General features: G+C 64.5%; 23 protein-coding genes and 1 tRNA gene. 10 read left to right on the top strand and 14 right to left on the bottom strand.

Annotation, left to right across the window (positions count from 1 at the left end; genetic code table 11):
- The 3 genes from PQ457_RS01170 to PQ457_RS01160 are packed head-to-tail and all read right to left on the bottom strand — an operon-like array spanning window position 1 to window position 2,723.
- A complete protein-coding gene (locus PQ457_RS01170; RefSeq protein ID WP_273617991.1) occupies window positions 1-177 on the bottom strand; it encodes a YbdD/YjiX family protein in 177 nt (58 codons plus the stop codon).
- The gene (locus PQ457_RS01165; RefSeq protein WP_273617990.1) at window positions 174-2,204 is read right to left on the bottom strand and encodes a carbon starvation CstA family protein; all 2,031 of its coding nucleotides are present in this window, start codon (window positions 2,202-2,204) and stop codon (window positions 174-176) included. The genes PQ457_RS01170 and PQ457_RS01165 overlap by 4 nt, the downstream gene beginning before the upstream one ends.
- Before the next feature lie 60 nt (window positions 2,205-2,264).
- A complete protein-coding gene (locus tag PQ457_RS01160; RefSeq protein WP_273617989.1) occupies window positions 2,265-2,723 on the bottom strand; it encodes a GreA/GreB family elongation factor in 459 nt (152 codons plus the stop codon).
- A 211-nt stretch (window positions 2,724-2,934) separates the two neighbouring features.
- Between PQ457_RS01160 and PQ457_RS01155 the strand changes: the two genes are divergently transcribed.
- A complete protein-coding gene (locus PQ457_RS01155) occupies window positions 2,935-4,725 on the top strand; it encodes a putative bifunctional diguanylate cyclase/phosphodiesterase (protein WP_273617988.1) in 1,791 nt (596 codons plus the stop codon).
- Between the two features lie 9 nt (window positions 4,726-4,734).
- On the opposite strand, the gene PQ457_RS01150 is transcribed toward PQ457_RS01155, so the two are convergent.
- Together PQ457_RS01150 and PQ457_RS01145 are read right to left on the bottom strand one after the other, a co-directional pair.
- On the bottom strand, window positions 4,735-5,370 hold the full coding sequence (locus PQ457_RS01150) for a GNAT family N-acetyltransferase (RefSeq protein ID WP_420540977.1): 636 nt from the start codon (window positions 5,368-5,370) through the stop codon (window positions 4,735-4,737).
- Window positions 5,325-6,752 (bottom strand): diguanylate cyclase domain-containing protein, encoded by a 1,428-nt coding sequence (locus tag PQ457_RS01145; RefSeq protein WP_273617986.1) that lies wholly within the window; start codon window positions 6,750-6,752, stop codon window positions 5,325-5,327. Before PQ457_RS01145 ends, PQ457_RS01150 begins: the two co-directional genes overlap by 46 nt.
- Window positions 6,753-6,980: 228 nt before the next feature.
- Here PQ457_RS01145 and PQ457_RS01140 point away from each other — a divergent pair, with 228 nt between their 5' ends.
- A complete protein-coding gene (locus PQ457_RS01140) occupies window positions 6,981-7,910 on the top strand; it encodes an AEC family transporter (protein WP_273617985.1) in 930 nt (309 codons plus the stop codon).
- A 199-nt stretch (window positions 7,911-8,109) separates the two neighbouring features.
- Here PQ457_RS01140 and PQ457_RS01135 read toward each other — a convergent pair whose 3' ends face one another.
- From PQ457_RS01135 to PQ457_RS01125, 3 genes are read right to left on the bottom strand one after another with little or no spacing between them, the layout of a single operon-like run.
- Window positions 8,110-9,408: an ankyrin repeat domain-containing protein gene (locus tag PQ457_RS01135; protein ID WP_273617984.1), complete on the bottom strand. Its 1,299-nt coding sequence runs from the start codon at window positions 9,406-9,408 to the stop codon at window positions 8,110-8,112.
- On the bottom strand, window positions 9,401-10,735 hold the full coding sequence (locus tag PQ457_RS01130; protein WP_273617983.1) for a DUF1552 domain-containing protein: 1,335 nt from the start codon (window positions 10,733-10,735) through the stop codon (window positions 9,401-9,403). Before PQ457_RS01130 ends, PQ457_RS01135 begins: the two co-directional genes overlap by 8 nt.
- On the bottom strand, window positions 10,732-13,254 hold the full coding sequence (locus PQ457_RS01125) for a DUF1592 domain-containing protein (RefSeq protein WP_273617982.1): 2,523 nt from the start codon (window positions 13,252-13,254) through the stop codon (window positions 10,732-10,734). Before PQ457_RS01125 ends, PQ457_RS01130 begins: the two co-directional genes overlap by 4 nt.
- Before the next feature lie 306 nt (window positions 13,255-13,560).
- Here PQ457_RS01125 and PQ457_RS01120 point away from each other — a divergent pair, with 306 nt between their 5' ends.
- From PQ457_RS01120 to PQ457_RS01085, 8 genes are all read left to right on the top strand, one after another.
- Window positions 13,561-14,451 (top strand): LysR family transcriptional regulator, encoded by an 891-nt coding sequence (locus PQ457_RS01120; protein ID WP_273617981.1) that lies wholly within the window; start codon window positions 13,561-13,563, stop codon window positions 14,449-14,451.
- A 206-nt stretch (window positions 14,452-14,657) separates the two neighbouring features.
- Window positions 14,658-15,740 carry a YeiH family protein gene (locus PQ457_RS01115; protein WP_273617980.1) on the top strand — a complete coding sequence of 361 codons (1,083 nt, stop codon included), beginning with the start codon at window positions 14,658-14,660 and terminating at the stop codon, window positions 15,738-15,740.
- 33 nt (window positions 15,741-15,773) lie between these two features.
- A complete protein-coding gene (locus PQ457_RS01110) occupies window positions 15,774-16,754 on the top strand; it encodes an MBL fold metallo-hydrolase (protein WP_273617979.1) in 981 nt (326 codons plus the stop codon).
- A 20-nt stretch (window positions 16,755-16,774) separates the two neighbouring features.
- Window positions 16,775-17,062, top strand: coding sequence for a hypothetical protein (locus tag PQ457_RS01105; RefSeq protein WP_273617978.1), 288 nt, complete (start codon window positions 16,775-16,777; stop codon window positions 17,060-17,062).
- On the top strand, window positions 17,050-17,889 hold the full coding sequence (locus PQ457_RS01100; RefSeq protein ID WP_273617977.1) for an MbnB/TglH/ChrH family RiPP precursor modification enzyme: 840 nt from the start codon (window positions 17,050-17,052) through the stop codon (window positions 17,887-17,889). The genes PQ457_RS01105 and PQ457_RS01100 overlap by 13 nt, the downstream gene beginning before the upstream one ends.
- On the top strand, window positions 17,876-18,589 hold the full coding sequence (locus PQ457_RS01095) for an HvfC/BufC family peptide modification chaperone (RefSeq protein ID WP_273617976.1): 714 nt from the start codon (window positions 17,876-17,878) through the stop codon (window positions 18,587-18,589). The genes PQ457_RS01100 and PQ457_RS01095 overlap by 14 nt, the downstream gene beginning before the upstream one ends.
- Window positions 18,567-19,175, top strand: a complete 609-nt coding sequence (locus tag PQ457_RS01090) for an HvfX family Cu-binding RiPP maturation protein (protein WP_273617975.1) — start codon at window positions 18,567-18,569, stop codon at window positions 19,173-19,175. The genes PQ457_RS01095 and PQ457_RS01090 overlap by 23 nt, the downstream gene beginning before the upstream one ends.
- A 171-nt stretch (window positions 19,176-19,346) precedes the next feature.
- A complete protein-coding gene (locus PQ457_RS01085; protein WP_273617974.1) occupies window positions 19,347-19,643 on the top strand; it encodes a hypothetical protein in 297 nt (98 codons plus the stop codon).
- Between the two features lie 84 nt (window positions 19,644-19,727).
- Here PQ457_RS01085 and PQ457_RS01080 read toward each other — a convergent pair whose 3' ends face one another.
- The 6 genes from PQ457_RS01080 to PQ457_RS01055 form a co-directional block, all read right to left on the bottom strand.
- Window positions 19,728-21,470 carry a transferrin-binding protein-like solute binding protein gene (locus PQ457_RS01080; protein WP_273617973.1) on the bottom strand — a complete coding sequence of 581 codons (1,743 nt, stop codon included), beginning with the start codon at window positions 21,468-21,470 and terminating at the stop codon, window positions 19,728-19,730.
- A gap of 41 nt (window positions 21,471-21,511) precedes the next feature.
- Window positions 21,512-22,744 (bottom strand): porin family protein, encoded by a 1,233-nt coding sequence (locus tag PQ457_RS01075; protein ID WP_273617972.1) that lies wholly within the window; start codon window positions 22,742-22,744, stop codon window positions 21,512-21,514.
- 373 nt (window positions 22,745-23,117) lie between these two features.
- Window positions 23,118-23,191, bottom strand: a tRNA-Gly gene (locus tag PQ457_RS01070).
- A 95-nt stretch (window positions 23,192-23,286) separates the two neighbouring features.
- The gene (locus tag PQ457_RS01065; protein ID WP_273617971.1) at window positions 23,287-23,823 is read right to left on the bottom strand and encodes an adenine phosphoribosyltransferase; all 537 of its coding nucleotides are present in this window, start codon (window positions 23,821-23,823) and stop codon (window positions 23,287-23,289) included.
- A 119-nt stretch (window positions 23,824-23,942) separates the two neighbouring features.
- Complete coding sequence (locus PQ457_RS01060) at window positions 23,943-24,779, bottom strand: cytochrome c1 (RefSeq protein WP_273617970.1); 837 nt, start codon at window positions 24,777-24,779, stop codon at window positions 23,943-23,945.
- 23 nt (window positions 24,780-24,802) lie between these two features.
- On the bottom strand, window positions 24,803-26,089 hold the full coding sequence (locus tag PQ457_RS01055; RefSeq protein WP_273617969.1) for a cytochrome b: 1,287 nt from the start codon (window positions 26,087-26,089) through the stop codon (window positions 24,803-24,805).
- Between the last annotated feature and the right edge of the window lie 10 nt (window positions 26,090-26,099).

Genomic DNA, 26,099 nt, shown 5'->3' with positions numbered 1-26,099 from the left:
TCAACAGCATTTGCCCCCGCCGCCTTTGCCATAGCGGGCCTCCTGGCGGTTGCGGAAAAATTCCTGCCGGGTCATGGGCGCGCGGTCGGGGTGATGCGCCCTGTGATGCGCCAGATAGGCGTCATAATCGGGCATCCCCACCAGCGCCCCCACCAGTCGGCGCAAAAAGCCGCTCATGCCGTCACCTCGCGCACGCTGGGCGCTTCATTGCGCTGGGCCGCCAGACAGGTTCGCACCGCCGCCACCAACACGGCCAGCACCACCACCATGAAAAACCCGCAAAGCACCGCATCGACCCGGTCGTTGAAGATGATTCGCTCCATCTGCGCCATGCTCTTGGCCGGGGCCAGCACTTTGCCCTGCGCGGCGGCGGCGGAAAATTTCGCCGCATGCGACAAAAATCCGACCTTGGGATCATCGGAAAACAGCTTGAGCCACCCGGCCGAGAGCGTGCAGATCAACAGCCACACGGTCGGCAGCGCCGAGACCCACGCATAACGCTGCCGCTTCATGCGGAACAGCACGGCCGTGGCCAGCATCAGGGCCGTTGCCGCCAGCATCTGATTCGAAATGCCGAACACCGGCCAGAGCGTGTTCACCCCGCCCAGCGGGTCGGTCACGCCCTGATGCAGGAAGAAGCCCCAGGCCGCCACACACAGCCCCGTGCCGATCAGCCCCTGCGCCATGCTGCCGATCCGCGCAAACCCCGGCACCGCGCGCGCCAGCAGATCCTGTACCATAAAGCGCCCGGCACGCGTCCCCGCATCCACGGCGGTCAGGATGAACAAGGCCTCGAACAGGATGGCGAAGTGATACCAAAAGGCCTTCATCGCCGCGCCGCCCACGACATGGCTGAAAATCTGCGCCATGGCCACGGCCAGCGTGGGCGCGCCGCCGGTGCGCGAGAGGATCGTGTGTTCGCCAATGTCCTTGGTCAATTGCACGATGGCCTCGGGCGTGATGGCAAAGCCCATGGCCGACACCGCCGCCGAAGCGCTTTCCGGTGTGGTGCCGATCAGCGCGGCCGGACTGTTCATGGTGAAATAGATGCCCGGCTCGATGATGGATGCGCCCACCAGCGCCATGATCGCCACAAACGCCTCGGCCAGCATCGCGCCATAGCCGATAAAGGGCGCATCAGCCTCGGATGCGATCAGCTTGGGCGTGGTGCCGCTGGCGATCAGCGCGTGGAAACCCGACACCGCCCCGCAGGCGATGGTGATGAACAGAAACGGAAACAGCCCGCCCGACCACACCGGCCCGCCGCCGTTCACAAACTGCGTCAGCGCGGGCATTTTCAGCGCAGGCGCCATAATGAGAATGCCGATGGCCAGCGCGATGATCGTGCCGATCTTCAGAAAGGTCGAAAGATAATCGCGGGGCGCCAGCAAAAGCCAGACCGGCAGCAGCGAGGCAATCGCGCCATAAACGATCAGAATCCAGCAGATCTGGATCGGCGTATAGGTGAACAAAGGCCCCCAGAAGGCCGATTGCGCCACATCCTGCCCAAAGACCAGCGCGGCGAGCAAGCCCACCAGCCCCAGCAGCGAAACCTCACCCACCCGCCCCGGACGGATCCAGCGCGAATAGACACCCATGCACAGCGCCAGCGGCACGGTGGCCGCCACGGTGAACATGCCCCACGGGCTTTCGGCCAGAGCCTTGACCACGATCAGCGCCAGCACGGCCAGAATGATGACCATGATCATGAACGTGCCCAGCAGCGCGATGCCGCCCGCCACCTCGCCCATTTCCATGCGGATGATTTCACCCAAAGATTTGCCGTCGCGCCGCATCGAGATGCACAGCACGAGGAAATCCTGCACCGCGCCCGCCAGCACCACGCCAAAGATGATCCAGAGCGATCCGGGCAGATAGCCCATCTGCGCCGCCAGCACCGGCCCCACCAGCGGCCCGGCCCCGGCAATCGCCGCGAAATGATGGCCGAACAGGACATTGCGGTCGGTGGGCACATAATCCAGCCCATCGGGCCGCCGCATCGCGGGCGTGGGCAGCGCGCCGTCCAGCCCCATCACCCGCGCGCCGATAAAGCGCGCATAAAACCGATAGGAAGCCAGAAAACAGCCCAGCGAGGCCACCACCAGCCAGAGCGCATTGATCGGCTCACCATGGTCAAGCGCCACCCGCGCCAGAGCGCCCAGCCCCAGCAAACCCGCCGCCATCCATGGTAAAGGCCCAAACATCGCATTCTCCCGGCTTATTCGCCCGCCGGGGTAACGGTTAATTCACGCCTTTGCCAGCCTTCAAACCGTGATTGAGATTATCTCAATCGCCTCGGCCCGGCCGGAGAAATCGACCAGATCGCCGGCCTCGGCCTCCATCATCGCGCGCGACAGGGGCGCAGAAAAAGACAGCAGGCCAGCCGCCGGATCGGCCTCGTCATCGCCCACGATGGTGATGGTGCGCTCCTTGCCGTTCAGCCGGAATTGCACGGTGGCGCCAAAGGCAACGCAGGAGCCGTCGGGCGCGGGCATTTCCTGGGCGGTGGCGGCGCGGGTGCGCCAATAGCGCAGATGGCGGCGGGCGGATTTCATCGCCTCCTCATCGGGCGCGGCGGCAACGGTTGCCTCCCATTGCGCGCATTTCGCCTCGATCTGCGCCTTGCCGCGCGCCGTCACCAGATTGGGGCCGGGCGGGATGGGCAGCTCGAATTTCGGCTCCAGATGTTCCTCATCGCCATCGCGGCGAAAGGCGACGCTCATTGCATGCTCTCCGTCAACATCGGTCCGCCTATGACAGCGCGCCCCGATCACGGCAAGGGAGCCGCCGCGCATGGCCCGCCCCGTCCATCCCGGACCATGCGGACAACCGCCCGGACGGCTGTATTTCCCCCGTTCGCCTTGCCGATCCTCTGCGTAGAAACCACGGCCCCCTCCTTGGCCATGAGGAAACCTTCCATGCCTTAGGGTAGGCATGAGGAAGGATGTGCAATCGATGGCATGGGGTGATGGGCTGATTGGACGTGAGCGGGGACTCAACAGCATCCCCTGGCGCTTTGCGCTCATGGCGCTGGGCTCCTCGACGGCGGTGGCGCTGTTGACCCGCACATGGCTGACCGGCCCGTGGACCCCTGTTTCGACGGCCCGGCTGGCGGGTTTGCTCGCCCTGCCCGTGGCGGTCAGCTATCTGGCCGCGCGCAAGCTGGCGGGCATGATCCGCACGCTGCGCGACAGCACGCAGGCGATCGTCGAGGGCGATCTTTCGCGCCCCATCGACATTGACTGCGCCTGCGAGGTGGGCGGCCTTGCTGACAGTTTCCGCGCGATGGTGGCGCGGCTCAACAACAATATGCTGCGCATGAATGTGCTGGCCTATACCGATCCGATCACCGGCCTGCCCAATCGCACGGTCATCACCCATATCCTCTCGCTGGCGCAGAAGAATAAGAACGAGCCCTGCGCCGGGGCGATGATCTTCATCGATCTGGACGGGTTCAAACGGGTCAATGACACGCTGGGCCATGATGCGGGCGATGAATTGCTGCGCCAGGTGGCCGCGCGGATCATCGTGCGCGGCATGGGGCTGGCGCTCGAAGAGCTGGAGACATGCACCAATTCTTTTGGCGAATTATGCGAAACCTGCCCCACGCGGCCGGTTTTTGCCCGTTTTGCCGGGGATGAATTCGTGCTGCTGCTGCCCGGCCATCATGACAAGGCCGTGCTCGACATGGTGGCGCGCTCTATCCATGCGGCGCTGGCCGAATGCTTTACCGTGTTCAACAATGAGGTCTTTATCGGCGCCAGCATGGGCATCGCGCGCATGCCCCAGGATGCCGATACGCCCGAACAGATGCTGGCCTATGCCGATATCGCCATGTACCGGGCCAAGGAAGGCGGCAAGAACACCCATGTTTTCTTCGACTCCTCGCTCAAGGGCAAGGTCGAGGAACGCGCGCTGATCGAGCGCGAATTGCATCATGCCATCGAGCATGACCGGCTCGAACTGCATTATCAGCCCAAATTCGACGCCGAGACGCTGGGCATCACCGGGGTCGAGGCGCTGGCGCGCTGGAATTGTCCGGGGCTGGGGCCGGTGTCGCCGGAAGTCTTTGTCAATATTGCCGAACAATGCGGGCTGATGGTGCCGCTGGGCCATTCGATCCTGCGCAGCGCCATGCGTCAGGCGCGGCAATGGCTGGATGCGGGGCGGCCGGTGCCGATTGCGGTCAATGTCTCGCCGGTGCAGTTCGAGCGGCCCGGCTTTGTCGAAACCGTGCTGACCATGCTCGATCATTTCGGCCTGCCGCCGCAATGGCTCGAACTGGAAATCACCGAGAGCATCGCCATGGCCGATTTCGCCCGCACGCGCGAGCGGGTCGATGCGCTGCGCAAGGTGGGCGTTTCGATCTCGATCGACGATTTCGGGATCGGCTATTCCAATCTCTCGCAACTGGCGCGGCTGGAATATGACGCGCTCAAGATCGACCGCTCGCTGGTGGGCAGTATCGGCGAACATGGCAAGACCGAATCCATGCTGGCCGCGATCATCACCGTGTCCAAGGTGCTGGGCCACAAGGTCATCGCCGAGGGGATCGAAAGCGCCCAGCAGATGGCCTATCTGAAAGGGCGCGGCTGCCGCGAGTTTCAGGGCTTTTATCTGGCCCGCCCGATGCCGGCCGACGAATTGGCCAAATGGCTGGACCAGCGCGGGCCCGGCGCCGTCCACGCCATGCGCGAAAGGGCGTTTGAACGGCTCAGAGCTTAACGGGCAGGCTTAATCGAGAACCTTGTGCCAATATTGCAGCGGCTTGGGGCTTTCCTGCGCCTCGCCATGCTCTTTCCACGCCAGATGGGTGATAAAATCGGGGATCGGCGCATAGCCGCGCGCGCGCCAGAAGCCATCGAGCGGGCGATAGTCGCCCGGCCGCGCGGGATGGTCGTCGGGGCGGATCACGGCGGCAAAACAGGCCGCATCGGCCCCGCATCGGCGCGCCTGCGCCTCGCGCTGGTCGAAAAAGGCGTGGCCCGCTCCGCGTCCGCGATAGGCGGGCAACAGCACGCTTTCGCCGAAATAGAACAGGCGCGATGTGTCCATGCCCCGCGCCGCAAAGGGCGCGCGAAATTCGGGCTTTTGCGCCGCCATCGGGCTGGCCGTGGCCGCGCCCACGATGCGGCCGCCATCTGTCGCGGCCACCAGCACCGCATCGCGCGCGCTCAGGAATTCGCGCAGATAGTCCGCCTCATATTCCGCGTCGCCGTCATAGAGATAGGGCCATTGGGCAAAGACCGCGATGCGCAAAGCCGCCAGATCGCCCACGGCCGCACCGATCTCCTCGCCCGTCAGCGTGCGGATAACCAGCGCGTTTACTTCACCACCCGCAGCACCTGCCGCTCCACCTTGTCCGACCATTCCACCTCGCATGTGCCGCGCTCCTTGCGCTTGGCACTGTAGAGCGCGCGGTCGGCGCGTTGCAACAGATCGTGGCGGCAATCATCGGCCCCGCGCAGTTCGACCACCCCGATGGTGGCCGAAACCGTCAGCGGCTCCTTGCCCCGCCCCACCGAAAAGCGCAGCACGCGCAGCAGGTTTTCCGCCACGCGGGGCAATTGGGCGATCAGCGTCTGATCGGTGATGACCAGCGCGAATTCATCGCCCCCCAGCCGCGCCGCCAGACTGCCCCCCAGCCATGGCGAGCGCAGTTCGGTGGCCACCTTGCGCAGGATATCATCGCCCGCGCCATGGCCGAATGTGTCATTCACCTGCTTGAAATGGTCCAGATCGATCAGCATCAGCGCCATGCGCTCGCCGCGCTGCTGGGCGCGTTCGACGCATTCGTCGACATGGGTGACAAAGGCGTGGCGGCTGGCCACATGGGTCACCTCGTCGGTGTTGGCGCGGCGGTCCAGTTCGACGAACAATTCATGCCGCTCGGTGACATCGTGAAACACGCCGATCAGCCCGATGACGCGCCCGTTCTCCAGTTCCGGCTCGCCAATCGCGCGGACCCGTTTGCACACGCCGCGCGCCGAAATGAAATCCAGCTCGACATCATAGGCCGCCCCGGTGTTGATCGCCTGATCAACCAGCGCGGTGATCTTTTCGCGGTCGGCGGGCGGATAGAACGACATGGCATCGGCCACCGGCATGCCGTCGCCGGGGGGCAGATCGTGGATGTCATAGACGCCCTCGGACCATGTCACCGTCTGCTTGGCCGCATCCAGCCGCCAACTGCCCATCGCGGCCATCTGTTCGGCCTGGCGGAACTGGCGTTGCAGGCGCTGCTGATCGGCATAGAGGCGAGTGATTCGCCCCGCATCAATGGCCATCGCCATGCTCGACACCATGGATTGCAGGATCGCCTCCACCCCGCAGGCAAGGCTGGTCAGGCGCGCCAGATCGGCATCGGAAAATTCGCGCGGCACCGTGTCGATCAGACAGAAGGCGCCGATCCCCACCGGCGTATGGCCCGTGCGCATCCGCACCCGCAGCGGCACCCCGGCGTAGAAACGGATACCCGGCGCCCCGCAAACCAGCCCATTGAAACAAAACCGCGCATCCCGCTCGGCATCGGGCACCACCAGCGGCGCGTCCTGCGCGACGGCATGGCGGCAAAAGGATTGCTCGATGGGCGTGCCATCGGCATCCAGCCCGTGGCGGCCGACAAAGACCTGCCGGTCGCCATCGAGCAGGCTGACCAGCGCGATGGGCACATCGAACATATCGGCCGCAATCGCGGCCAGCTGCGAGAGCGCTTCGTTGCGCGATTCGATCAATTGGCGAAGAAACGGCATGATGGCCCCCTCCCAAGGGTATGGCCGATGATTAGGGGGATCTTGCCTAAAATGACGTAAACAAACGGTTGCGTTGGTGCGGTTGCAGCGGCCCGCCGGTAAGAAAACGTCTGCGCTGCGCGGGCGGACCTGCGCCCCCCTTGATTTTGCCGCGCCCCCGGCCCAGCCAGACCAAACCTTGCGCGTCCGCCGCCGCAGACGATGAAATCGGCACTCTGGGATAGATTCATGCTCTCGATTCTTGGCATTACCCTGCCGATCTTTGCGCTCATTCTGGCCGGATGGGGCGCGCGGCGCATCGGCGTGATGGGCCCGATGGCCAGCGGCGAGATCAACCGCTATGTCGTCAATCTCGCGCTGCCCGCGCTGTTGTTCGACATCGTGGCCAATGCCAAGATCGCCACCATCTGGCAGCCGGGTTTCATGGCGGCTTTCGCGCTGGGCGGGGCGGCGGTCTTTGCTCTCGCGCTGGGGGTGAGCATGAGCCGGGGGCGGCCGCTGGCCGATGCGGCGATCGACGGGCTGAACGCGGGCTATGCCAACACCGGCTTCATCGGCTTTCCGCTGCTGCTGGCGGTGCTGGGGCCGTCCTCGCTGGCGCCCACGCTGATCGCCTCGATCCTGACGGTCTGCGTGATTTTCGCTCTTGCGCTGGTCCTGCTGGAAATCGGGCTTCAGGCGCAGGCCCATCCCCTGCACATGGCGCGCAAGGTCGCGCTCTCGCTGGCGCGCAACCCTTTGCTGGTGGCGCCCGCGCTGGGCGCGGCGGTTCTGCTTTCGGGGTTTGGCGTGGCGGGGCCGGTCAATGCCTTTCTCAAGCTGCTGGGCGGATCGGCCTCGCCCTGCGCGCTGGTCGGGCTGGGCCTGTTTCTGGCCGAAAAACGCGACGAGAAGGCCTCCTGGTCCGCCATCGGCGCGCTCTGCGTGGTCAAACTGGTGCTGCACCCGGCGCTGACATGGTTTCTGGCGGCCCGCGTGTTCCACCTTGCCCCCGGCCTGACCCATGCGGCGGTCCTGTTGGCCGCCCTGCCCACGGGCACCGGGCCTTTCATGGTCGCCGAATATTACCGCCGCGAAGCCGCGCTTACCTCGGCCACGATCCTGTTCACCACCATCGCCGCGCTGGGATCGCTGATGGTGTGGATGACGGTGATGTAGAGAGGATTGGAGGAGGCGGCTGTCAGGCGCGATGTGCCCCGGCCGGCGCACGACCATCGTGTCGTCCGCCATGCCCGCCTGATCCAGCGCAGCAAGGGCCCGGCCGACGTTCGCGTCCATGCGCCTCATCTTCCGGCCCTTCCCAAGGCCAGTGGGGCGCATTGAAATGCAGGCTCATGAACAGCGGCTTGTCCCAGCCTTATGTTGCCGGAGAAGCCTGCCCCGCCTGCGCCTGAGGAAAGGCGGCAAGGAAGGCGTTGCGCACTTCGGTCTGCGCCCCGGCCGCGATTTTTGCGGGCGTGGCGCCGCGCGCATTGGCCAGATCAGGCCGCGCCCCGGCCCGCGCCATCGCCATGAACATCGCGGCCAGGTCCGCCGCAGGCCTGCTGCCCGCCAGCACATGCAGCGCGCTGTTTCCTTTGGCATCGACCAGTTCCGGCTTGGGCAGGGCGGCCAGCGCGGCATCCAGCGCGGTCAGTGTCCGGCTGCGCGCCGCCGCGATCAACAGGTTTTCGCCATCCTGCGCCACGAAATCCGCTTTGGCCCCTGCCGCGATCAGCGCTTTCATCGCATCGGCCTGACCTGCCTCGGCGGCCATCAACAGCGGCGCTTTGGGCGGCACCGGCGGCGGCGCAACACCGAAATTGGCCTCGGTCACCCATGTGATGTGCGAGGGGCCGGAAAGCCCCTCCACCGCCGCGCCCCGCGCGATCAGCAGGCGGATCAGGCCCACATCGCCCCCGGCGGCGGCCCGGTGCAGCAATTGCCAGCCTTCGCGGTCGCGCTCGTTCAGGTCGACGCCCCCGCGTTCGATCAACAGGCGCAGCACATCCCAGCGTCCCTGATAGGCGGCCAGTTGCGCCGCGCTGGTGTTTTCCGGCCCGCGCGCCGTTGCATCGGCCCCCGCCGCCAGCAAGGCCGAGACCGCCGCAACAGACCCCGATTTCACCGCAAAGAGCAAAGGGGTAAAACCACCCTGCGACACCGCTCTTGCCGAAGCCCCGGCGCGGAGCAGAGCCGAAACCGCCTCTGCCCGGCCCGATGATGCCGCCCACATCAAAGGCGTTTGCCCCCGCGCATCGCGCAGATCGACCTCGCCATGGGCCATCCGCTCCACCACCGAGACAGGCGCGAAACGGGCGCACAGATGCAGGGGCGTGGCGCCGTCGCTGCGCGCGCGTCGCGGATCGGCGCCCGCATCCAGCAAAGCCCCGATCATGCCCGCATCGCCCATTTCGCAGGCCAGCCACAGCGCGCCCACGCCATCCTGATCCACCGCATTGACCCGCGCCCCGGCCCGGATCAGCGCCCGCACGGCCCCGCGATCCTGATGCGACACGGCCAGCATCAGCGGCGTTTCACCATAGGCCAGAGGGCGATTGGCCTGAGCCAGAGAGGCCGCCACCCCGCGCTCGTCACCCAGACGTATCGCGTCGGCCAATTCCTGCGCCTGAACCGGCGCGGCCACAAGCGCGGCCAGCAGCCAAACCTTACGCAAGGGCCAATTCCTTGAGCGCGCCGGTGCTGTCGCCAAATTTTTCGATGGGCATGCCCACCGCCTGCAATCCGGTCAGCAGCAGGTTCGACATGGTGGTGCCCTTTTCCACCCGCGCATGGCCGACATGGCGCACCAATCCGCCCGCGACCACAATGGGCAGGTCCATGAAATCATGCTCGTTGGAATCGCCAAAGGCCGACCCGCGCAGCACAAAACTGGTGTCGAGCAGGCTGGCCTCGCCATCGCGCACCGCCGCCATCTTTTCCAGCAGATAGGCAAAATAGGTCATGTGATAACGGTTGATCTGCGCCAGTTTCGCCTTCTTTTCCGCCATCTGTCCGTGATGGCTGAGCATATGGTGCGAATCAGGCACGCCGATTTCGGGATAGGTGCGGTTGCTGATTTCGCGCCCGGCCATAAAGGTGGCGACGCGCGTGATGTCGGCCTGCATGGCCAGCACCTGAAGGTCGAGCATCAGGCGGACATGCTCATCGAAACTGTCGGGAATGCCCGCCGGACGCTCGATCCCGGCCTGCGCCATCGGGGTGTTGGCGGCGCGTTGGATGCGGCGCTCGATGTCGCGCGTGGCGGTCAGATATTCGTCCAGCTTGCGCCGGTCCTCCACGCCCAATTGCCGGTTCAGCCTTGCCGCATCCTCGCGCACGAAATCGAGCAGGCTGGCCTGACGGCGCAGCCTTGCGGCTTGGGCGGCCGGGTCGATCGCATCGCCATCGCCAAACATGCGCTCGAAAATCTCGGCCGGATTGGCCGCCACCGGCAGGGGCACCGTCGGGCTCATCCACGAAAGCCCGTTGGTATAAGCACAGCTATAGCCGATGTCGCAACTGCCCAGCAGGCTGGGCTGGTCAATCCCCGCCTCGATCGAGGGCAGCGCCGTGGCATCGCCCAGATGGCGCGCATAGGCCTGATCCATCGAAATGGCGCAGCGAATGTCGGTGCCCTCGGTCTGGCGGACATGGGTGCCGGTCAGGAAAGCCGGGCACGAGCGCCCATGCCCCGCCGAAAGATCGCCCATCGCGGCGGCCTGCGGATGGCCAAGGCCGGTGATGACGCTCATCCGGCTTTTGAATTTTTCCAAAGGGGTCAGCGTGGGCGGCAGCGCGTAATCCATCCCCGTTGCTGCGGGGCGGAACTGGTCCATCATCATGCCGTTGGGCGTATAGAACACGAACAACCGGCGCGGTCGGGCCACGCGGTCGGCGGCCTTGGCCGATGGCGCCATCGCCTCCAGAAAAGGCAGGGCCATGGCGGCGCCTGCCCCGCGCAGCAGGGTGCGGCGGGAAAGGATGGGGCGCGGGATCATCATGGGCGAAGGCTCCCCCCGTTTGTGTTCAAGGTGGCGGTGTTCAAGGTGGTGGCGTTCAAGGTCATCTGCGCGGCCCCGGCGGGCACTTTGCGCAGGCGGAAGGCATCGGACAGGACGATGCCGCGAATGACGGTGCGGATGCGGAAATTGTCGGCGGCGCCCATGCGGGCGATGGCGCGGATCTGGGGCCGGTCGCCCGCAATGATCCCGCGCCCCAGCGCATAGGTCATCAGTTTTTCGGTGAAGGCCTGCGTAAACTGATTCTTGCGCGCCAGCAGGATGCGGCGCAGCCCCGGCAGGCCCGCAAAGCGCGTGCCGTCGGGCAAAGTGGCGCTGGCGTCGATTACCTGCCCCGCATCCATCGTGCGGCGCGCGCCGATGGCGTCATAGTTTTCCATGGCAAAGCCAATCGGGTCCATCCGCACATGACAGGCCGCGCAGGCCGGATCGGCGCGGTGCAGCTCCAATTGTTCGCGCGCCGACAGCAATTTGCCGTCATGCATGGTCTTCAGCGCGGGCACATCGGGCGGCGGCGGCGGCGGGGGCGAGGAAAGCAGGTTTTCCAGCACCCATTTGCCGCGCTTCACCACGCTGGTGTGGTTGCCATAGGAGGTGACAGTCAGGATGCTGGCCTGACCCAGCAATCCGCCCCGGCCCCAGCGCGGATCGAGCGCCACCTTGCGCATGGCGGTGCCGCGCACGCCGGGAATGCCGTAATGTTCGGCCAGCCGCTGGTTGAGGAAAGTGTAATCGCTGGAGAGGAAATCGAGCAGGCTGCCGTTGGTTTTGACCAGATGGGCAAAGAACAATTCGGTTTCCGCCGCCATCGCGCCGCGCAGCCGCGTGTCGAATTGGGGGAAGACATCGGTGTCGGGCCGCTGTTGGTCCAGATTGCGCAGATAGAGCCACTGGCCCGCAAAGTGCCGGGTCAACGCCTTGGCGCGGGGATCATCCAGCATCCGCATCGCCTGCGCGGCCAGAACGTCCGGCCGGTGCAACTGATGCGTTTCGGCCAGCCGCAGCAGCGTTTCATCGGGCAGGCTGCTCCACAGGAACAGCGAGAGGCGCGTGGCCAGATCGCGATCCGCCACGGGATGAACGGTGCCGGGGGCGGCGCCTGCCGGATCGCTCTCGGCCTGAAACAGGAAATGGGGCGAGACCAGCAGCGCCGCCACGCCCGCCTCTATCCCGCGCTCGAACTGGCCCCCGGCGGCGCGTTCGCCCGCATAGGCGCGCAGCAGAGGCGAAAAATCATCCGGCGCGATCGTGCGACGATAGGCGCGGCGGGCCAGATTGCCCAAGATCTGCCTTGCGCAGCCATCTTCCTGCGCTGCATTGGCCGGGCGGCAGGTAAAGATGCGGCGGCGGCTTGGCGTGTCCTGCGCGCCGATGATGACGGTCGGCCCCGCCACGTCGATTTCCATCACATCACGCGGGAAATTCTGCTGCGCATAGCGGTCCGACAGCCGATAGGAGGGCACCATCAGTGTGGCCGCCCGCCGCCCGTCCACCAGCACATCGAGGGGCAGCATCACCGGCTTGTTCACCGGCAAAGGCACTTCATCCAGATTGTTGCGCAGGAACTGGACGCTTTCATCGGGCGCCACATCGCGGCGGAACGCCATGCCGATCCGGTGCGCCCCCGCGCCCAGCCGCACCCGCGCGCTCACCCGGTCCTGGGGCAGGCGGTCGCTTTCATTGTTGGTGTTGGCGTTGAGCCAGCCCACCACATCATAATCACCCGCCGCCCGGGCATAGAAATCCATGACCCCGCCCCCGCGCGAGGCGGGCGGCAGATCCTCGCTCATCCGTTCATTATAGGCCGGGCGGCCGGAATTCATGATCGAGCCGTCCTTGGGCACGATATAGCTGGCCACCGAAGGGCGCGGGCGGTCGATCCCGGTGGCCAGACGCGCCACTTTCGTGCCCACCGCCACATAGCGTTCGACCAGCGTGGGCGAGACGGACAGGACATCGGCGATATTGTCGAAACCATAGCCCGAATTGTCCTGCGGCAACTCGCGCGAGACATCGACATTGAGCGCCAGCAGATCGCGCACCGCTGCTGCATATTCCACCCGGTTCAATCGCCGCAGCGTGGCCCGGCCCGGATCGGGATGGACCGCGGCAAAGGCATCGCGCCCGGCCGCCACCCAGCGCACAAAGGCGGCGCGCATTTCGGGCGGTGGCTGGCGCTTGGTGTGGGGCGGCATTTCATCCTGCGACACTTTGCGCAGGATCGCTTCCCAGATTTCGGCCCGTCTGCCCTGCGGTATGTCATCCCCGCGCAGGTCATCGAAAGAGAGCGATCCGGCCTCGTCAATATCGTTGTGGCACGAGGCGCAGTAATCCTCGACCATCGACAGCGTAGCCTTATCGTTGAAAATGTCGTTGGAGGCGTCGCTGGAGGCTGGCGCCGGATGGGGCGGCGCCGAATGCAGGGCGCTTGTGGCGGCCAGCGCCAGCAGGCTGATCGTCAGACCCGCGCGTCCGAAATGGTTTGCCCCGATGCGGCGCATGCTATGCAGATCCCGATGCTTGATATGGCGCGTCCCTGTGCGGCGCGGCATCGGGCTAATCGCTTGCGGCGTTGCCGTCTATTGCCGTTATTGCCATAGGCTGTACGCAAAAATAGAGCACTCTTTGTGGCCGCGCGCGGCCATAGGAAATCCATCTGTCGAAAATCATGGGCGAAACCCATGTGGAGGATCACGATGCGCCGCGCCGGGCATGGCATCCGCCAGCGGCACCGCCGGCCACCGACGCTGGCCACCGACGCCGTCCATCGACGATGACAAATCCGGGGAAGCTGCTAACCTTCCCGCATGACCTTGGAACAGCTTCGCATTTTCGTCGCCGTTGCCGAACGCGAGCACATGACACGGGCGGCGGACGCTGTGGGCGTCACCCAGTCCGCCGCTTCTGCCGCCATCGCCACGCTGGAGGCACGGCACGCCATCAAGCTGTTCCACCGGGTCGGGCGCGGCATCGAGTTGACCGATGCCGGTCGCTTCTTCCTCGGTGAGGCGCGGGCCGTCCTGACGCGGGCGGCCGAGGCGGAACTGGCGCTTGGCGAATATGCCGGGCTCAAGCGCGGCCATCTGCGGCTCGTGGCCAGCCAGACCATCGCCGCGTACTGGCTGCCCGAGCGATTGGCCGCTTTTCACCGCCGCTATCCCGAGATCGAACTCTCCGTCGCAATCGCCAACACCGAAGGCGCCGCACGCAGCGTGCGGGACGGCGAGGCCGAACTGGGCTTCATTGAAGGGGCGGTCGATGATCCGTCGCTCGCGTACTGGAAGGTGGGCGAAGACCGCATGTTGCTGGTGAGCAGCACCCCCGCCGAGGCGATCACCAACGCATGGCTGGCGGCGGCCCCATGGGTGATGCGCGAGCCCGGATCCGGCACGCGCTCGACCTTCGAGGCCGCTATTCAGGATCGAGGCCTCGACCCGCACACGCTCAACGTGGTGCTGACCTTGCCGTCCAACGAGGCCGTTCTTGCGGCGGTGCGCGCGGGCGTGGGCAGCGCGATGCTGTCCCAGTTGGTCGTAACCCCGCTGCTGGAAGCCCGCGCGCTGTTCGCGCTGCCGCTCGCGCTTCCCCCGCGCCCGTTCCACGGGCTGCGACAGAAGGAGCGTTACCGGAGCAAGGCGGCCGACGCGTTGCTCGATACGATCAAGAGCTTCAACGCGCAGCCGGACTGGGTGATCTGATCGTTTCAAGCGATTGGTTTGATCACGAGGATTTTTCGACGGATCAAGAAAACGTGCCGCCAGATGGCGCTGATGACGCTCCATCGCCAGCGCGATCAGGCCGGAGCGCGGCCAATCAACAACTTAAATCGATCATAACCATATAAATTGATCGTTGGATTGATCGGTCGGCTGGTCGCATCTGTGTCTCACCAAGGAGATGCAACGTGACGACACAGAGCCTGTCCAGCCACCCCGAACTGCCCGGCAGCGCCCTTCTGCCTGGCCTCGCACTATGCCTGACCGTGACCGGAGGCGCCCTCATCCTGCAACGGATCGAAGCGGCGGTTTTCGGGCGCACCTGGTTGGAAGCGCTCGTCCTCGCGATCCTGATCGGCACAACCGTCCGCACCGTCTGGACGCCGGACAAGCGCTGGTTTCCCGGCATCACGTTCAGCGCCAAGGTTCTGCTCGAACTCGCCGTTGTCCTGCTGGGCGCCTCGGTCAGCGCAGCGACGATCATGGCCGCCGGAGCGGGCCTGTTGATCGGCATCGCCTTCGTGGTCTGTGCAGCCATCGCCAGCAGCTATCTGATCGGGCGATTGCTGGGGCTGCCGACGCGAATGGCGCTGCTCGTCGCCTGCGGCAATTCGATCTGCGGCAACTCGGCCATTGCCGCAGTGGCGCCGGTGATCGGCGCGGACGGCGAGGACGTTGCGGCCTCGATCGGCTTTACCGCCGTATTGGGCGTGGTGGTCGTGCTGATGCTGCCGCTGCTCGCCTTTGGCCTGCACCTGAGCGGCCACCAGTTCGGCGCGCTTGCAGGCCTCACCGTCTATGCCGTGCCGCAGGTGATCGCCGCCGCCGCGCCCGGTGGGGCCACCGCCGTCCAGATGGGGACGCTCGTCAAGCTGGTGCGCGTGCTGATGCTTGGCCCGGTCTGCCTGATCCTTTCGCTGATCGCGCCAAAGCTGCGCGAGGAAGCCGACGAATTGCCCCCGCATGTGACCACCGGCGAACGCCCCGCCCTTGGCAGGCCGCCCCTGCACCACCTCGTGCCATGGTTCATCATCGGTTTTCTCGGCCTGATGGGGCTGCGTTCCTTCGGCCTGATCCCGCAGGCCGCGCTGGCTCCGGCGAACGAAGCCGCCACGTTGCTCACCGTCGTCTCGATGGCAGCGCTCGGTCTGGGGGTCGATGTCCGCACGGTGGCCCATGCCGGAGGCCGCGTGACCGCTGCTGTCGTCCTCTCGCTCCTCGTGCTCGGGGCGATCAGCCTCGGCCTGATCCACCTGCTGGGGCTGGCCTGAACCGGCCCCTCTTTTCTCGCATCGGAGACCAACATGAAGCCGTATCTCCCCCTCTCTGCCTTGGCCGCCGCGCTGGCACTGGCCGGATGTTCCGGTTCCTCCACGCCCACCGGTAAGGCTGCGGCGCCCGCCACAGCCGCCGCCGATGACTCCGCGACCACCTGCAAGAGCGGCATCACCCTCCAGTTGCTGGGATCGGGCGGCCCCGTCTCGGACGACGCCCGCGCGTCATCGGGCGCGGTGGTGTGGATCGATGGCAAGGCGCGACTGCTGATCGACGCAGGCGGCGGCACCTATCTGCGCTATGGCCAGACCGGCGCCCGGCTCGAAGATCTCGACTTCATCGGCATCTCGCATTTCCACACCGATCACGTGGCGGACCTGCCGGCAATCCTGAAAGGCGCCTATTTCCTCAGCGGCCGTCATGACGTGGCGCTGGTCGGCCCCGGCGGCAATGCGAACTTTCCAAGCATGACCGCTTTCTTTGATCGCGAATTCGGCCGAGGCCATGGCGCGTTTGAATATCTGGCCGGACTGTCTGGCGGCACCGATGGCCTGAACCTGTCGGTTCACCCCTCGAACGTCAACGTCGCCAGCCCCGTCGCCACCAAGGTCTGGCAGGGCGATGGCGTCACCATTTCCGCTCTGGGCATCCCGCATGGCGATGTGCCTGCGCTCGCCTATCGCATCGACACACCCAAGGGCGTGATGGTGCTCTCGGCCGACCAGAACGGCAGCCGCAAGGAATTCATCGATTTCGCCAAGGGCGCCGACCTGCTGATGATGCCCGCCGCCATCGACGATGATGCCGATGCCCAGTCCCGCTTCCTCCATGCGACGCCAACGGTCGTCGGCAAGATCGCGGCACAGATCCATCCGAAGATGCTCGTCCTCGACCACTTCATGGGCCGCTCGCTGAAGGACAAGGACAAGAATGTCGCGATCATCCAGCGCTATTATCACGGCCCCGTCTTTGCTGGCCGCGATCTCTCCTGCTTCCCGCTTTCCCATTGAATGAAAAGGAGCATATCATCATGAAGCATGAACTGATCCTGGGCATCGCCGCCACTTCGCTGCTTGCCGCCCCGGCCTATGCGGCGCCGCAGGCCCCCGCCACCGCATCACAGCCCGCCAAGGGCGGCGGCAAATGCGCCAGCGGCAAGTGCGGCACCGAAAAGATCTACAGCCAGACCAAGCTCCGGCACGATCCGAACGGCGTCCTGGTCCGCGCCCGCGACGGCAAGTGCGGCCTCACCGGCAAGGGCTACAAGGTCGCTGAAAACAGCCAAAGCCGGTTGGCGGAGGGCGTATGCGGACGCTGACCGCAGGGGCGCGCGGACTTGGGCTTCGGCCCGAGTTCGTCGATACCCTTCTCGAATCGCCGGCCGTTAAAGGTCTGGATTTTCTGGAAGTCGCCCCCGAAAACTGGATGCAGATTGGCGGTCTCAAGCGCGACCAACTCGACCGCATCGCCGATCGCTATCCATTGGTCGCGCATGGCCTGAGCCTGTCCATCGCCGATACCGAGCCGCTCAACACCGCCTTCTTGCGCGATGTTGCCCGGTTCCTCGACGACTATGGCATTGCCATCTACAGCGATCACCTGAGCGCCGCGCGCGACAGCACCGGCTATCTCTACGATCTGCTTCCGGTTCCGCGCCGCGCGCAGAACCTGCCCTATCTGGCCGACCGTATCGCGCAGGTGCAGGACATTACCGGCCGCCGCCTCGTGCTGGAAAACATCTCCGCCTATCACCTTTACAGCGGGGAGATGCCCGAGGGCGCGTTCTTCGCCGAGCTCGTCGCGCGCTCCGGTTGCGGCATCCTGCTCGACATCAACAACGCCTATGTGAATGCGCGCAACCACGGCAGCGATGCCGACGGGTTCCTCCGCGCGCTGCCCTCCGAGGCCATCGTCTATTATCACATCGCCGGGCATCTCGAACTTGCTGATGGGCTTCTGCTCGATACTCATGGCACGCCAGTCGCCGACGCAGTCATGGCACTCGCGCGTAAGGTCTGGGCGCTGCACGGCGCGCGCCCGCTGCTGCTCGAACGCGACAACAACGTGCCCGCGCTCGATGTCCTGCTTGCTGATCTTGGCAATATCGCAACCGCCGTCGACGAAGGCCGCCATGTCCTCGCCTGAAACCGCCGCACCGCCCGCCATGGCGATGGAATTCGCCGGCTTCTGCCGGGCCGCCCGCACAATCGGCTCGGGGATATACGGCCAGTTGCTGCGCGAGAATGTCGCCGACGTCCTGCGGGCAAGCTTCCCGCTGTTCACCGGCCGTATCGGCAGCGCGGCACTGGATGCGGCGATCGAAGCCTTTATCCAGCGCCACCCGGCGACGCGCCCGCAGTTCCACCATATCGCCACCGAGTTTCTGCTTTTTGCGCAGCGCCAACTTGTGTCGCCGCCCCAACAGATCGCGCTGCTGGAATATGAGTGGGCGCTGCTCGCGGCCGAGATCGACGCCGCATCGGTGCCACCCGCCAGCACGGATGTAGACAGGCTTTCGCTAAACCCCACCGCCCGTCTGGTGTTGTTGCAGTTCGATCCCGCCCGGCCAGAGGTTGCAGGGGACGGCGTCGATCGCCCGTATGCGATTTTCCGAACCGCCAGTCATCAGGTGCTCACCCTGCCGCTGACGCTGCCGGATTGCCTGCTGGTCGAGCATGTTCGCGCGAAGGAAGCGGCGCCGCTTGCCGGGCTTTTCGACGCGCTCATGCCCTGTTGCTCGACCGTCGAACTCCAGACCAGCCTGACGCGTGGTCTGGTCTGCGGCCTGTTCTGCCCACCCCAAAGACCATCGGAGACCCCGCATGAAACTGATCGCCCTTGTTGACACCGCGCTGGAAAAGGCCCGCGCGCTGGACTTCCTCGCCCCGCTCGCCATCCGGCTCTATCTGCTGCCTATCTTTTACGAAGGGGCACACGCAAAGCTGACCGGCTTCGAGGCGCTGGTGCAGTGGTTTGGCGCCCCCGTTGCACAGGGTGGGCTGAACATGCCCGCCCCCCTGCTGATGGCGGTTCTCGCCACGGCGACGGAAACCGCCGGTTGCATCCTTCTGGCGCTCGGCCTGTTTACCCGTCTGATCTCGATCCCGCTGATGGTGACGATGACGGTTGCCGGCCTGTCGGTCCACTGGTCGCACGGGTGGGCGGCAATCGCGGGGAAGACCGCCGAGTCCACCCTGCGGCTCCAGGCCTTCATGGAATGGTTGGCACAGAATTTTCCCGGCCGGTTCAACTACATCACGCAATATGGCGACCCGGTGGTGCTCAACAACGGCATCGAGTTTACGGTCACCTATGTCATTATGCTTGCTGTCCTCTTCTTCTACGGCGGCGGACGTTTTGTAAGTCTGGACTATTGGCTCAGACAGTTCCGGGCGCGCCCGGACGGCGCGCTGGCTGCGGCGCGTGCCTGACACCTGGCTCCTTGGTCTCGGCGGTCTTCCTGATCCCTCTGCGCCGCGATGGCGTGCTGCTGTTCGACGAGGCGGATTCGTCGTTGTTCGACCGGCGGCAGGCTCGCGCCAGTTGGGAGGTGGGGCAGGTCAATGAGATGCTGATCTGGCTTGACCAGCCCCCCCTTGCCGGTGGTGGCCGCCACCAACCATCCCGACAATCTGGACCCGGCCATCTTGCGCCACGTTTTCTTCAAGCTGAAGCTGCAACCGCCGGGTCCGAACCGCCTGATGCGCGCCTTTCGCCAGCGCTTCGGAAGGAAACCGCCGGAGGGCATCACAGCCCTGCGCAACCTGACGCCAGAGGATTTTGCGGCGGTGGCGCGCCAACTGCGCTATGCACCCGCGCGCGACGCCGCTGACATCTTCGCCCGCCTTGGCGATAAAAGCGCAGCCAAGGGAGGCGGCAGCGTGCGCATGGGGTTCTGACGCAAACAGCCCGGACAGATTGAATGAACCAAGGGCAGCTTTCCATGATCGGTGTCGCGCCCGCAAACGTCCGGTTGCGGGCGACTATCCCCCTTTGGCCAGCGCCACGCCCGCAATGGCGGTTCCCGCCGTTGCGCTGCCCGCGGGCATCGTCAGCTGGAACGGTCCGCCGATTTCCTGGCCCGTCGGGCCAAAGAACTGCGGCGTGATGGTGCCCACCGCCGTGCCGCCCTGATTGAGCGGCCCGGTCACCCCTTGTCCACGCGCCATATTGCCCGCAAAGTTGAAGGCGCCGAAATCAACCGAGCCGGAACTGCCCGAACCGGAAAGATTGAGCGCGCCAGTATAGGACTGGCTGGTGAAATTGACGTCAAAGGTGGATGTGCCGGTGACCTTGTAGGTCGCGTTTGTGGCCGTATTGCCCGCCGCGCCATAGGCCACCCCGCTGTAATGCGCGGTGCCGGTGCGTGCGCTCAGCAGGCCCGGACTCGTCGACAGTCCGAAAACTTCAAAAGTCTGCTGCATCGCATTGGCGCTGATCGTTCCATCGAAGATATGGGCAAAACTGGAGTAGGTAAGCGCCAATTCTGTATTGCCGCTGCCGGCGTTATAGACTTCGGTCGTGCCGGTTTGGCCGTTCACCGTCTTTTGATATGTCGTGAAATTGGCCGCGCCGCTGATTTTGTCGCTTGCGGCATATTGGAAATAGGGCCGATTGGACGTGCCGGGCACCAGCAGGCTGCCGTCCGGCGCCTGCGTCAATTGCTGGTATTCGACGCCAAAGCTGGTGAAATAGGTCAACGCGCCCGAGAATGCATTACGTGAGACATACAGAGAGGCACCCTGCGCGCCGTAAAGCTGGCTGGTGACCAGATTGGTGATGGATAGATTGGTCGGCGACAGCGGCGTGCCGGATGCATAGGCAATCAGAGCCCCGCTGGCTGCACTGCCGTCCGTGCCGTTTACCGAAAAGCTGGCGCCCACTTCCTGACCCGCCGGGCCATAGAGCCGGCCATTCAACGTGCCGGATGCATAGGCATGCATCCCGCTGTAATAGGCCAGCCCCGACAATGTGCCATCCGTGGAGGACAGCGCGCCGCTGCTGTAGAATTGAATATTGCCGCCCGAGGCGCTCGCTCCGCTGACCAGCGAGTTTTCGGTGACATAGGCGGATGTGTTGAAAATGCCGCGCTGGAAATCAATGTCAAACCGCCCGTTTCCGCTGAAGGAGGCCGGTTCGACATTGGGCTTGGTGGTCAGCCCGAAAACATAGGCGTTCAACGCGGCCTGTCCGGTGCGGGGAACCGCCGAGGCTGGCGTGTTCAAGCCATAGGTAAAAATGTCAAAGCTGGTGCTCTGCGACGAGCCATTGACCGTATTGCGCTGCCATGAGCCAAGCCCGACATATTGAGGGCCGCTTGTGCCGCCAAATGTGGCCGCGCCCAGCGTCAGATAGTCCGTTGCTCCATTGGCGGTCTTCTTGAACTCGGCCTGCCCATTGGCGTTGCTGGTGATGTCGGCGGCTGCAAAACTTTGGCTGCGGCCCGGCGCGGTGAGGGTGTAGGTGTTGCTGGCCAGATCATATTGGATGGTCAGCGTTGATTTGGCCGACGAGCCGGTCACGGTCTGGGAATTGCTGAGATTAAAGCTGGCGCTTTGCGTGGCCGCGTCATTGGTAAAGCTCTGGCTGGCCACCAGTTTAGCGAGCGAGGCATTGGTAAGCGGGACGGGCGCGGAAGCCACCCCGCCATTGCCTCCATCGCCGCCGCAGCCGGCAAGGGCAAGGCTGGCCAGAGAAATGGCGACAGCCTGGATCGTGAATTTCACGCGCATCAATCTTTCCCCCTGTCATCGCCCCAATGCCGGCATCAAAAGGCAGCCGTAACCCCGACTTCGCCCACAAAGCGCCGGTAATCGTAAATCTGCACCGTTGAAGCGTTACGCTCGTATCGAAAGCGCACCACCGGGGCAATGCTGCCCACGTGGATTTGACGCAAAGTGGCGCTGCTGCCCAGAATAAAAGTGTTATCGATCCGTCGGTTGTTGAACAACGCCATCCGAGCGTCGGCCTCCAGATGGTTATAGGCCGCATTGACCGTCATCGTCGTCTTGCCGATCTCGCGAAAGAGATAGCCATTGATCCCACCTCCCCCGGTGGCATAGGCCCTGTCGCGTGCGGTCTGACGCAAGGCCGTCCCTTGAATGCCGCCGCCAAATCTTGCGGAAAAAGCGCGATCCACCCCAACGCCCAGCGACCAGACATTGCCCGTTTCCAACGCATTGCGACGGTTCGTGACCGCCGAGAAGGCTGCATCGGTGCGCAATTGCCCTTTTTTGCCCAACGGCTGCTGCCAGTTGGCGCTGCCAACCCATGCAAAGGAATAGGGCACCGCGCCATACCAGCGCCAAGCCGCACCTGCGGCAAGATTGAGCTTTCCTTTGCCCAGCGTCAATTCGGGGCCGATTTGCGGAGCGATGATCATGTCGTCAAAGTCGCTCACGCGATAGACGTTGGCGCTGCCCGAAACGCGGGCGAGCACATCAACACCTTCTGTCGCGCGCATTCGGGCGAAGGCCTGTCCGCGCACAGCCGCACCGACACCGGAAGACGCTTTGGCATCCTTGCTGAGCGAAAAATTGCCCAGGACGGTGGCCAGAGACGATGCGGCCGTGGCGCGGTTGATATTGCTGTCGGGGGCAAGTGTGACTTCAAGGCTGCCGCCCAGCGGACGCCTGACATCCAGCGCCTGCGCGTAAAAGCGCACCATCCGTTCGACCTCCGGCGGAAGCCCGGCGGCCTGTGCGGCCCGCAATTCCCGCCCGGCCGCGCCAATTCGTCCAAGCATGGCGTCGATCCGCGCCAGTTCAAGCCTGACGCGGGCGACCTTGGGCTTTTCATCCAGAATCTGGCGCAGCAATCGCGCGGCCTCGGTCGGCCTGTTGCATTGATAAGCCAGCATCATCGCCAGACGGAACCGCGCTTCTGCGCGAATGTCGGCATTGCTGTTGCCCGCCAGCGCGCGATACCCGGCCTCGGCGGTGAGGTAGTCCTTTCTATCACGCGCAGAATCGGCAAAACCAAAAAGTTGCAAGGGTGTCATTTGGACGGTTTCCGGACGCGTATGGCCCGACAGATTCCCCTCCTGACACGCTGCAGTATCGGCGCATAGCGCCGCCAAGACGACGCAGGCCGCCTGTCCCGGCAGAATAACATATTGTCGCCACATGGTTTGATGCTTAGGGGCGCAATTCCCGATCAGCAAGATACGATGCCGGACAAAGGGGGCATCCACCGCATCCGTTCAAACCGATTCACGTGATCCTGATGAACCTTATCCCGAAGATCACGGGGAACCCGCATTCAGAACTGGTAGACCGATCCTCGCCGCCACAACCCTCTGATGGAGCGTTTGTGCGACAGTTGTGGGTCACACGGCCCCTTATTTTTGCCTAAATCGTTTATTTTCAGAGGCTTGGAGCGGGTAGCGGGAATCGAACCCGCCTGACTAGCTTGGAAGGCTAGGACATTACCACTATGCTATACCCGCTCATGGGCGCGCTGCTGGTTTGGACCGGCGCTGTGGTGGCGAAGCGCTTGCCATGCGGGCGCGGCGCCGTCAAGCGCCTGCGCCCATGCAAAATATCAATGGCCGGGGAAATCCATGATCGGGCGCACCGTCACGCCCTCCGTGCGCAAACGCTCGGCCCCGCCAAGATCGGGCAGGTCGATCACGAAAAGCGCCTCGTCCACCACCGCGCCCGCGCGGCGCAGCAAGGTGAGCGCGGCGCAAGCGGTGCCGCCGGTCGCGATCAGATCATCGACGATGACGACCTTGTGCCCCTGCGCCACGGCGCCGGGATCGACCTCCAGCGTGTCGGTGCCATATTCCAGCGCATAATCAATCGCCAGCACCGGCACGGGCAGCTTGCCCGGCTTGCGCACGGGGATGAAGGGCAGGCCCAACCGGGCCGCGACGCCTGCGCCAAAGATGAAGCCGCGCGCCTCAAGGCCCGCAATCGCCTGCGCGCCGGCCTCCGCCGCGCGCTCGGCCAGCAGGGCGACGCTGGCGGCAAAGCCCTCGCCATGGCCGATCAGGGTGGTGATGTCGCGGAACAGGATGCCCGGCTTGGGAAAATCGGGGATCGTGCGGACGAGCGCTTTCATGGCGTCAGGTGTCATGGGGGGTGTCATGAGCGGGGCCTATAGGCTGGAATGGCGACATGAAAAAGTCATTTGAGGCCAAAAGAAAAGCCCCCCGCATCGCGCGATGCAGGGGGCATTCCTTCCGATCCAAAGGATCAATGGCCCTTCTTCTCCGCCCAGACGGTGCGATAGGCCATATAGGCCAGCACCGTGGCGAAGAGCAGGAAGCCGAGCACCGGCCAGCCGGTCTGGTGGCGCTTTTCCAGCTTGGGTTCGGCGGTCCACACGAGGAAGGCGGCCACGTCCTGCGCCATCTGGTCGACGGTGGCCTTGGTGCCGTCCTTATAGGCGACCTGACCATCCGAGACGAGCGGCTGGGGCATGGCGATGTTCAGATTGGCGAAATACGGGTTGAAGAACAAGCCGTCAGGCGTCTTGGCATCGGGGAACTTCTTGAGCAGTTCCTCGCCCTTTTCGTTCTTGTAGCCCGCCTGATCGGCATAGCCGGTCAGCAGCGAGTAGACATAGGCCGCCCCGCCATGACGCGCCTTGGCGATCAGCGAGAGGTCGGGCGGATTGCCCGAGCCGCCATAGACGACCGGCGGGAAATGGTCCTTGAGCGCGCCGGGATGGGTCTTAACCTCGCCGGTGGCGGGATTGTATTCGGGGATCTGCGCCTTGGCGGCAATCGCCTTCACCTCGGCGTCGTTATAGCCCAGCTCGCGCAGGTCGCCATAGGACACCTGTTTGATCGCATGGCAGGTCGCGCAGACTTCGGAATAGACCTGAAAACCGCGCTGAAGCTGCTGACGATCAAATTTGCCGAAGGGGCCGTCCGAAGACAGGCTCAGCGCCTTGGGGTGCTGATGGAATTCGGCCTCGACCGTCTTGGCGGGCGGCTCGGAAATATAGGCCACGGTGCCCTTGCCCGCCGACCACAACAGGGCCAGCGAGAAGAAGGCGCCCACGAGCATGGAAAAGATACGGATCATGATGTGTCTCTATCCTCGCTCGCTTATTCGGCCGGGGCCGGATTGAGGGCTGCGGCTTCATCGGCCCCCAGCACGGCTTCAGTGATCGAGAAAGGCAGCGGCAGCGGCTTTTCCGTCATCGAGACGAGCGGCAGGATGATGAAGAAGTGGGCGAAGTAATAGAGCGCCGCGATCTGGCTGATGATCACATAGGGCTCTTCGGCCGGCGAACCGCCGCAATAGCCCAGCACCGCCACGTCAATCACCAGCAGCCAGAAGAACTTTTTGAAGGTGGGGCGGAAATGGCCCGAACGCACCGGCGATTTATCCAGCCAGGGCAGCAGGAACCACACCAGGATCGAGCTGAACATCGCCAGCACGCCCATCAGCTTGGCCGGGAAGAACAGGAAGTTCTGGGTAAAGGCGCGCAGAATCGCGTAGAAGGGCCAGAAATACCATTCCGGCACGATATGCGCGGGCGTCTGCATCGGGTTGGCCGGAATGTAATTGTCCGGGTGGCCCAGCGCATTGGGCGCAAAGAACAGCATCGCGCAGTAGAAGAACAGGAACACGCCCAGGCCGAACCCGTCCTTGGCGGTGTAATAGGGGTGGAACGGCACAGTGTCCGATTCCTGCTTTACCTCAACCCCGGTCGGGTTGGTCGAGCCGGGGATATGCAGCGCCCAGATATGCAGGATCACCACGCCCAAAATGACGAAGGGCAGCAGGAAGTGCAGCGAGAAGAAGCGGTTGAGCGCGGCATTGTCCGGCGCAAACCCGCCCAGCAGCCAGGTCTGGATCGGCTCGCCCACCAAGGGAATCGCGCCGAACAGGCCGGTGATCACCTTGGCGCCCCAATAGGACATCTGACCCCAGGGCAGCACATAGCCCATGAAGGCGGTGGCCATCATCAAAAGGAAGATGGCAACGCCCAGCAGCCAGATCATCTCGCGCGGGGCCTTGTAGGACCCATAGAAAAACCCGCGGAAAATATGGAAATAGACGACGACAAAGAAGGCCGAGGCGCCATTGGCATGGCCATAGCGCAGCATCCAGCCCCAGTTGACATCGCGCATGATATGTTCGGTCGAATTAAAGGCCACGCCCGTGTTGGCCGCATAATGCATGGCCAGCACGACGCCCGTCACGATCTGGATCACCAGACAGAAACCGGCCAGAACGCCGAAATTATACATGTAGTTCAGATTGCGCGGCACCGGATAGCCCGCGCCGATCGCATTATAGACAAAGCGCGGCAAAGGCAGCTTTTCGTCCAGCCACACCATCGCCGGGTGGCTCGGCTTGTATTCATTGGCCCAGGGAAAGCTCATCTCGTCTTCC

This window comes from Novosphingobium humi (genome assembly GCF_028607105.1).
GTDB lineage: Bacteria > Pseudomonadota > Alphaproteobacteria > Sphingomonadales > Sphingomonadaceae > Novosphingobium > Novosphingobium humi.
This window is presented reverse-complemented; position numbering and strand designations above follow the sequence as displayed.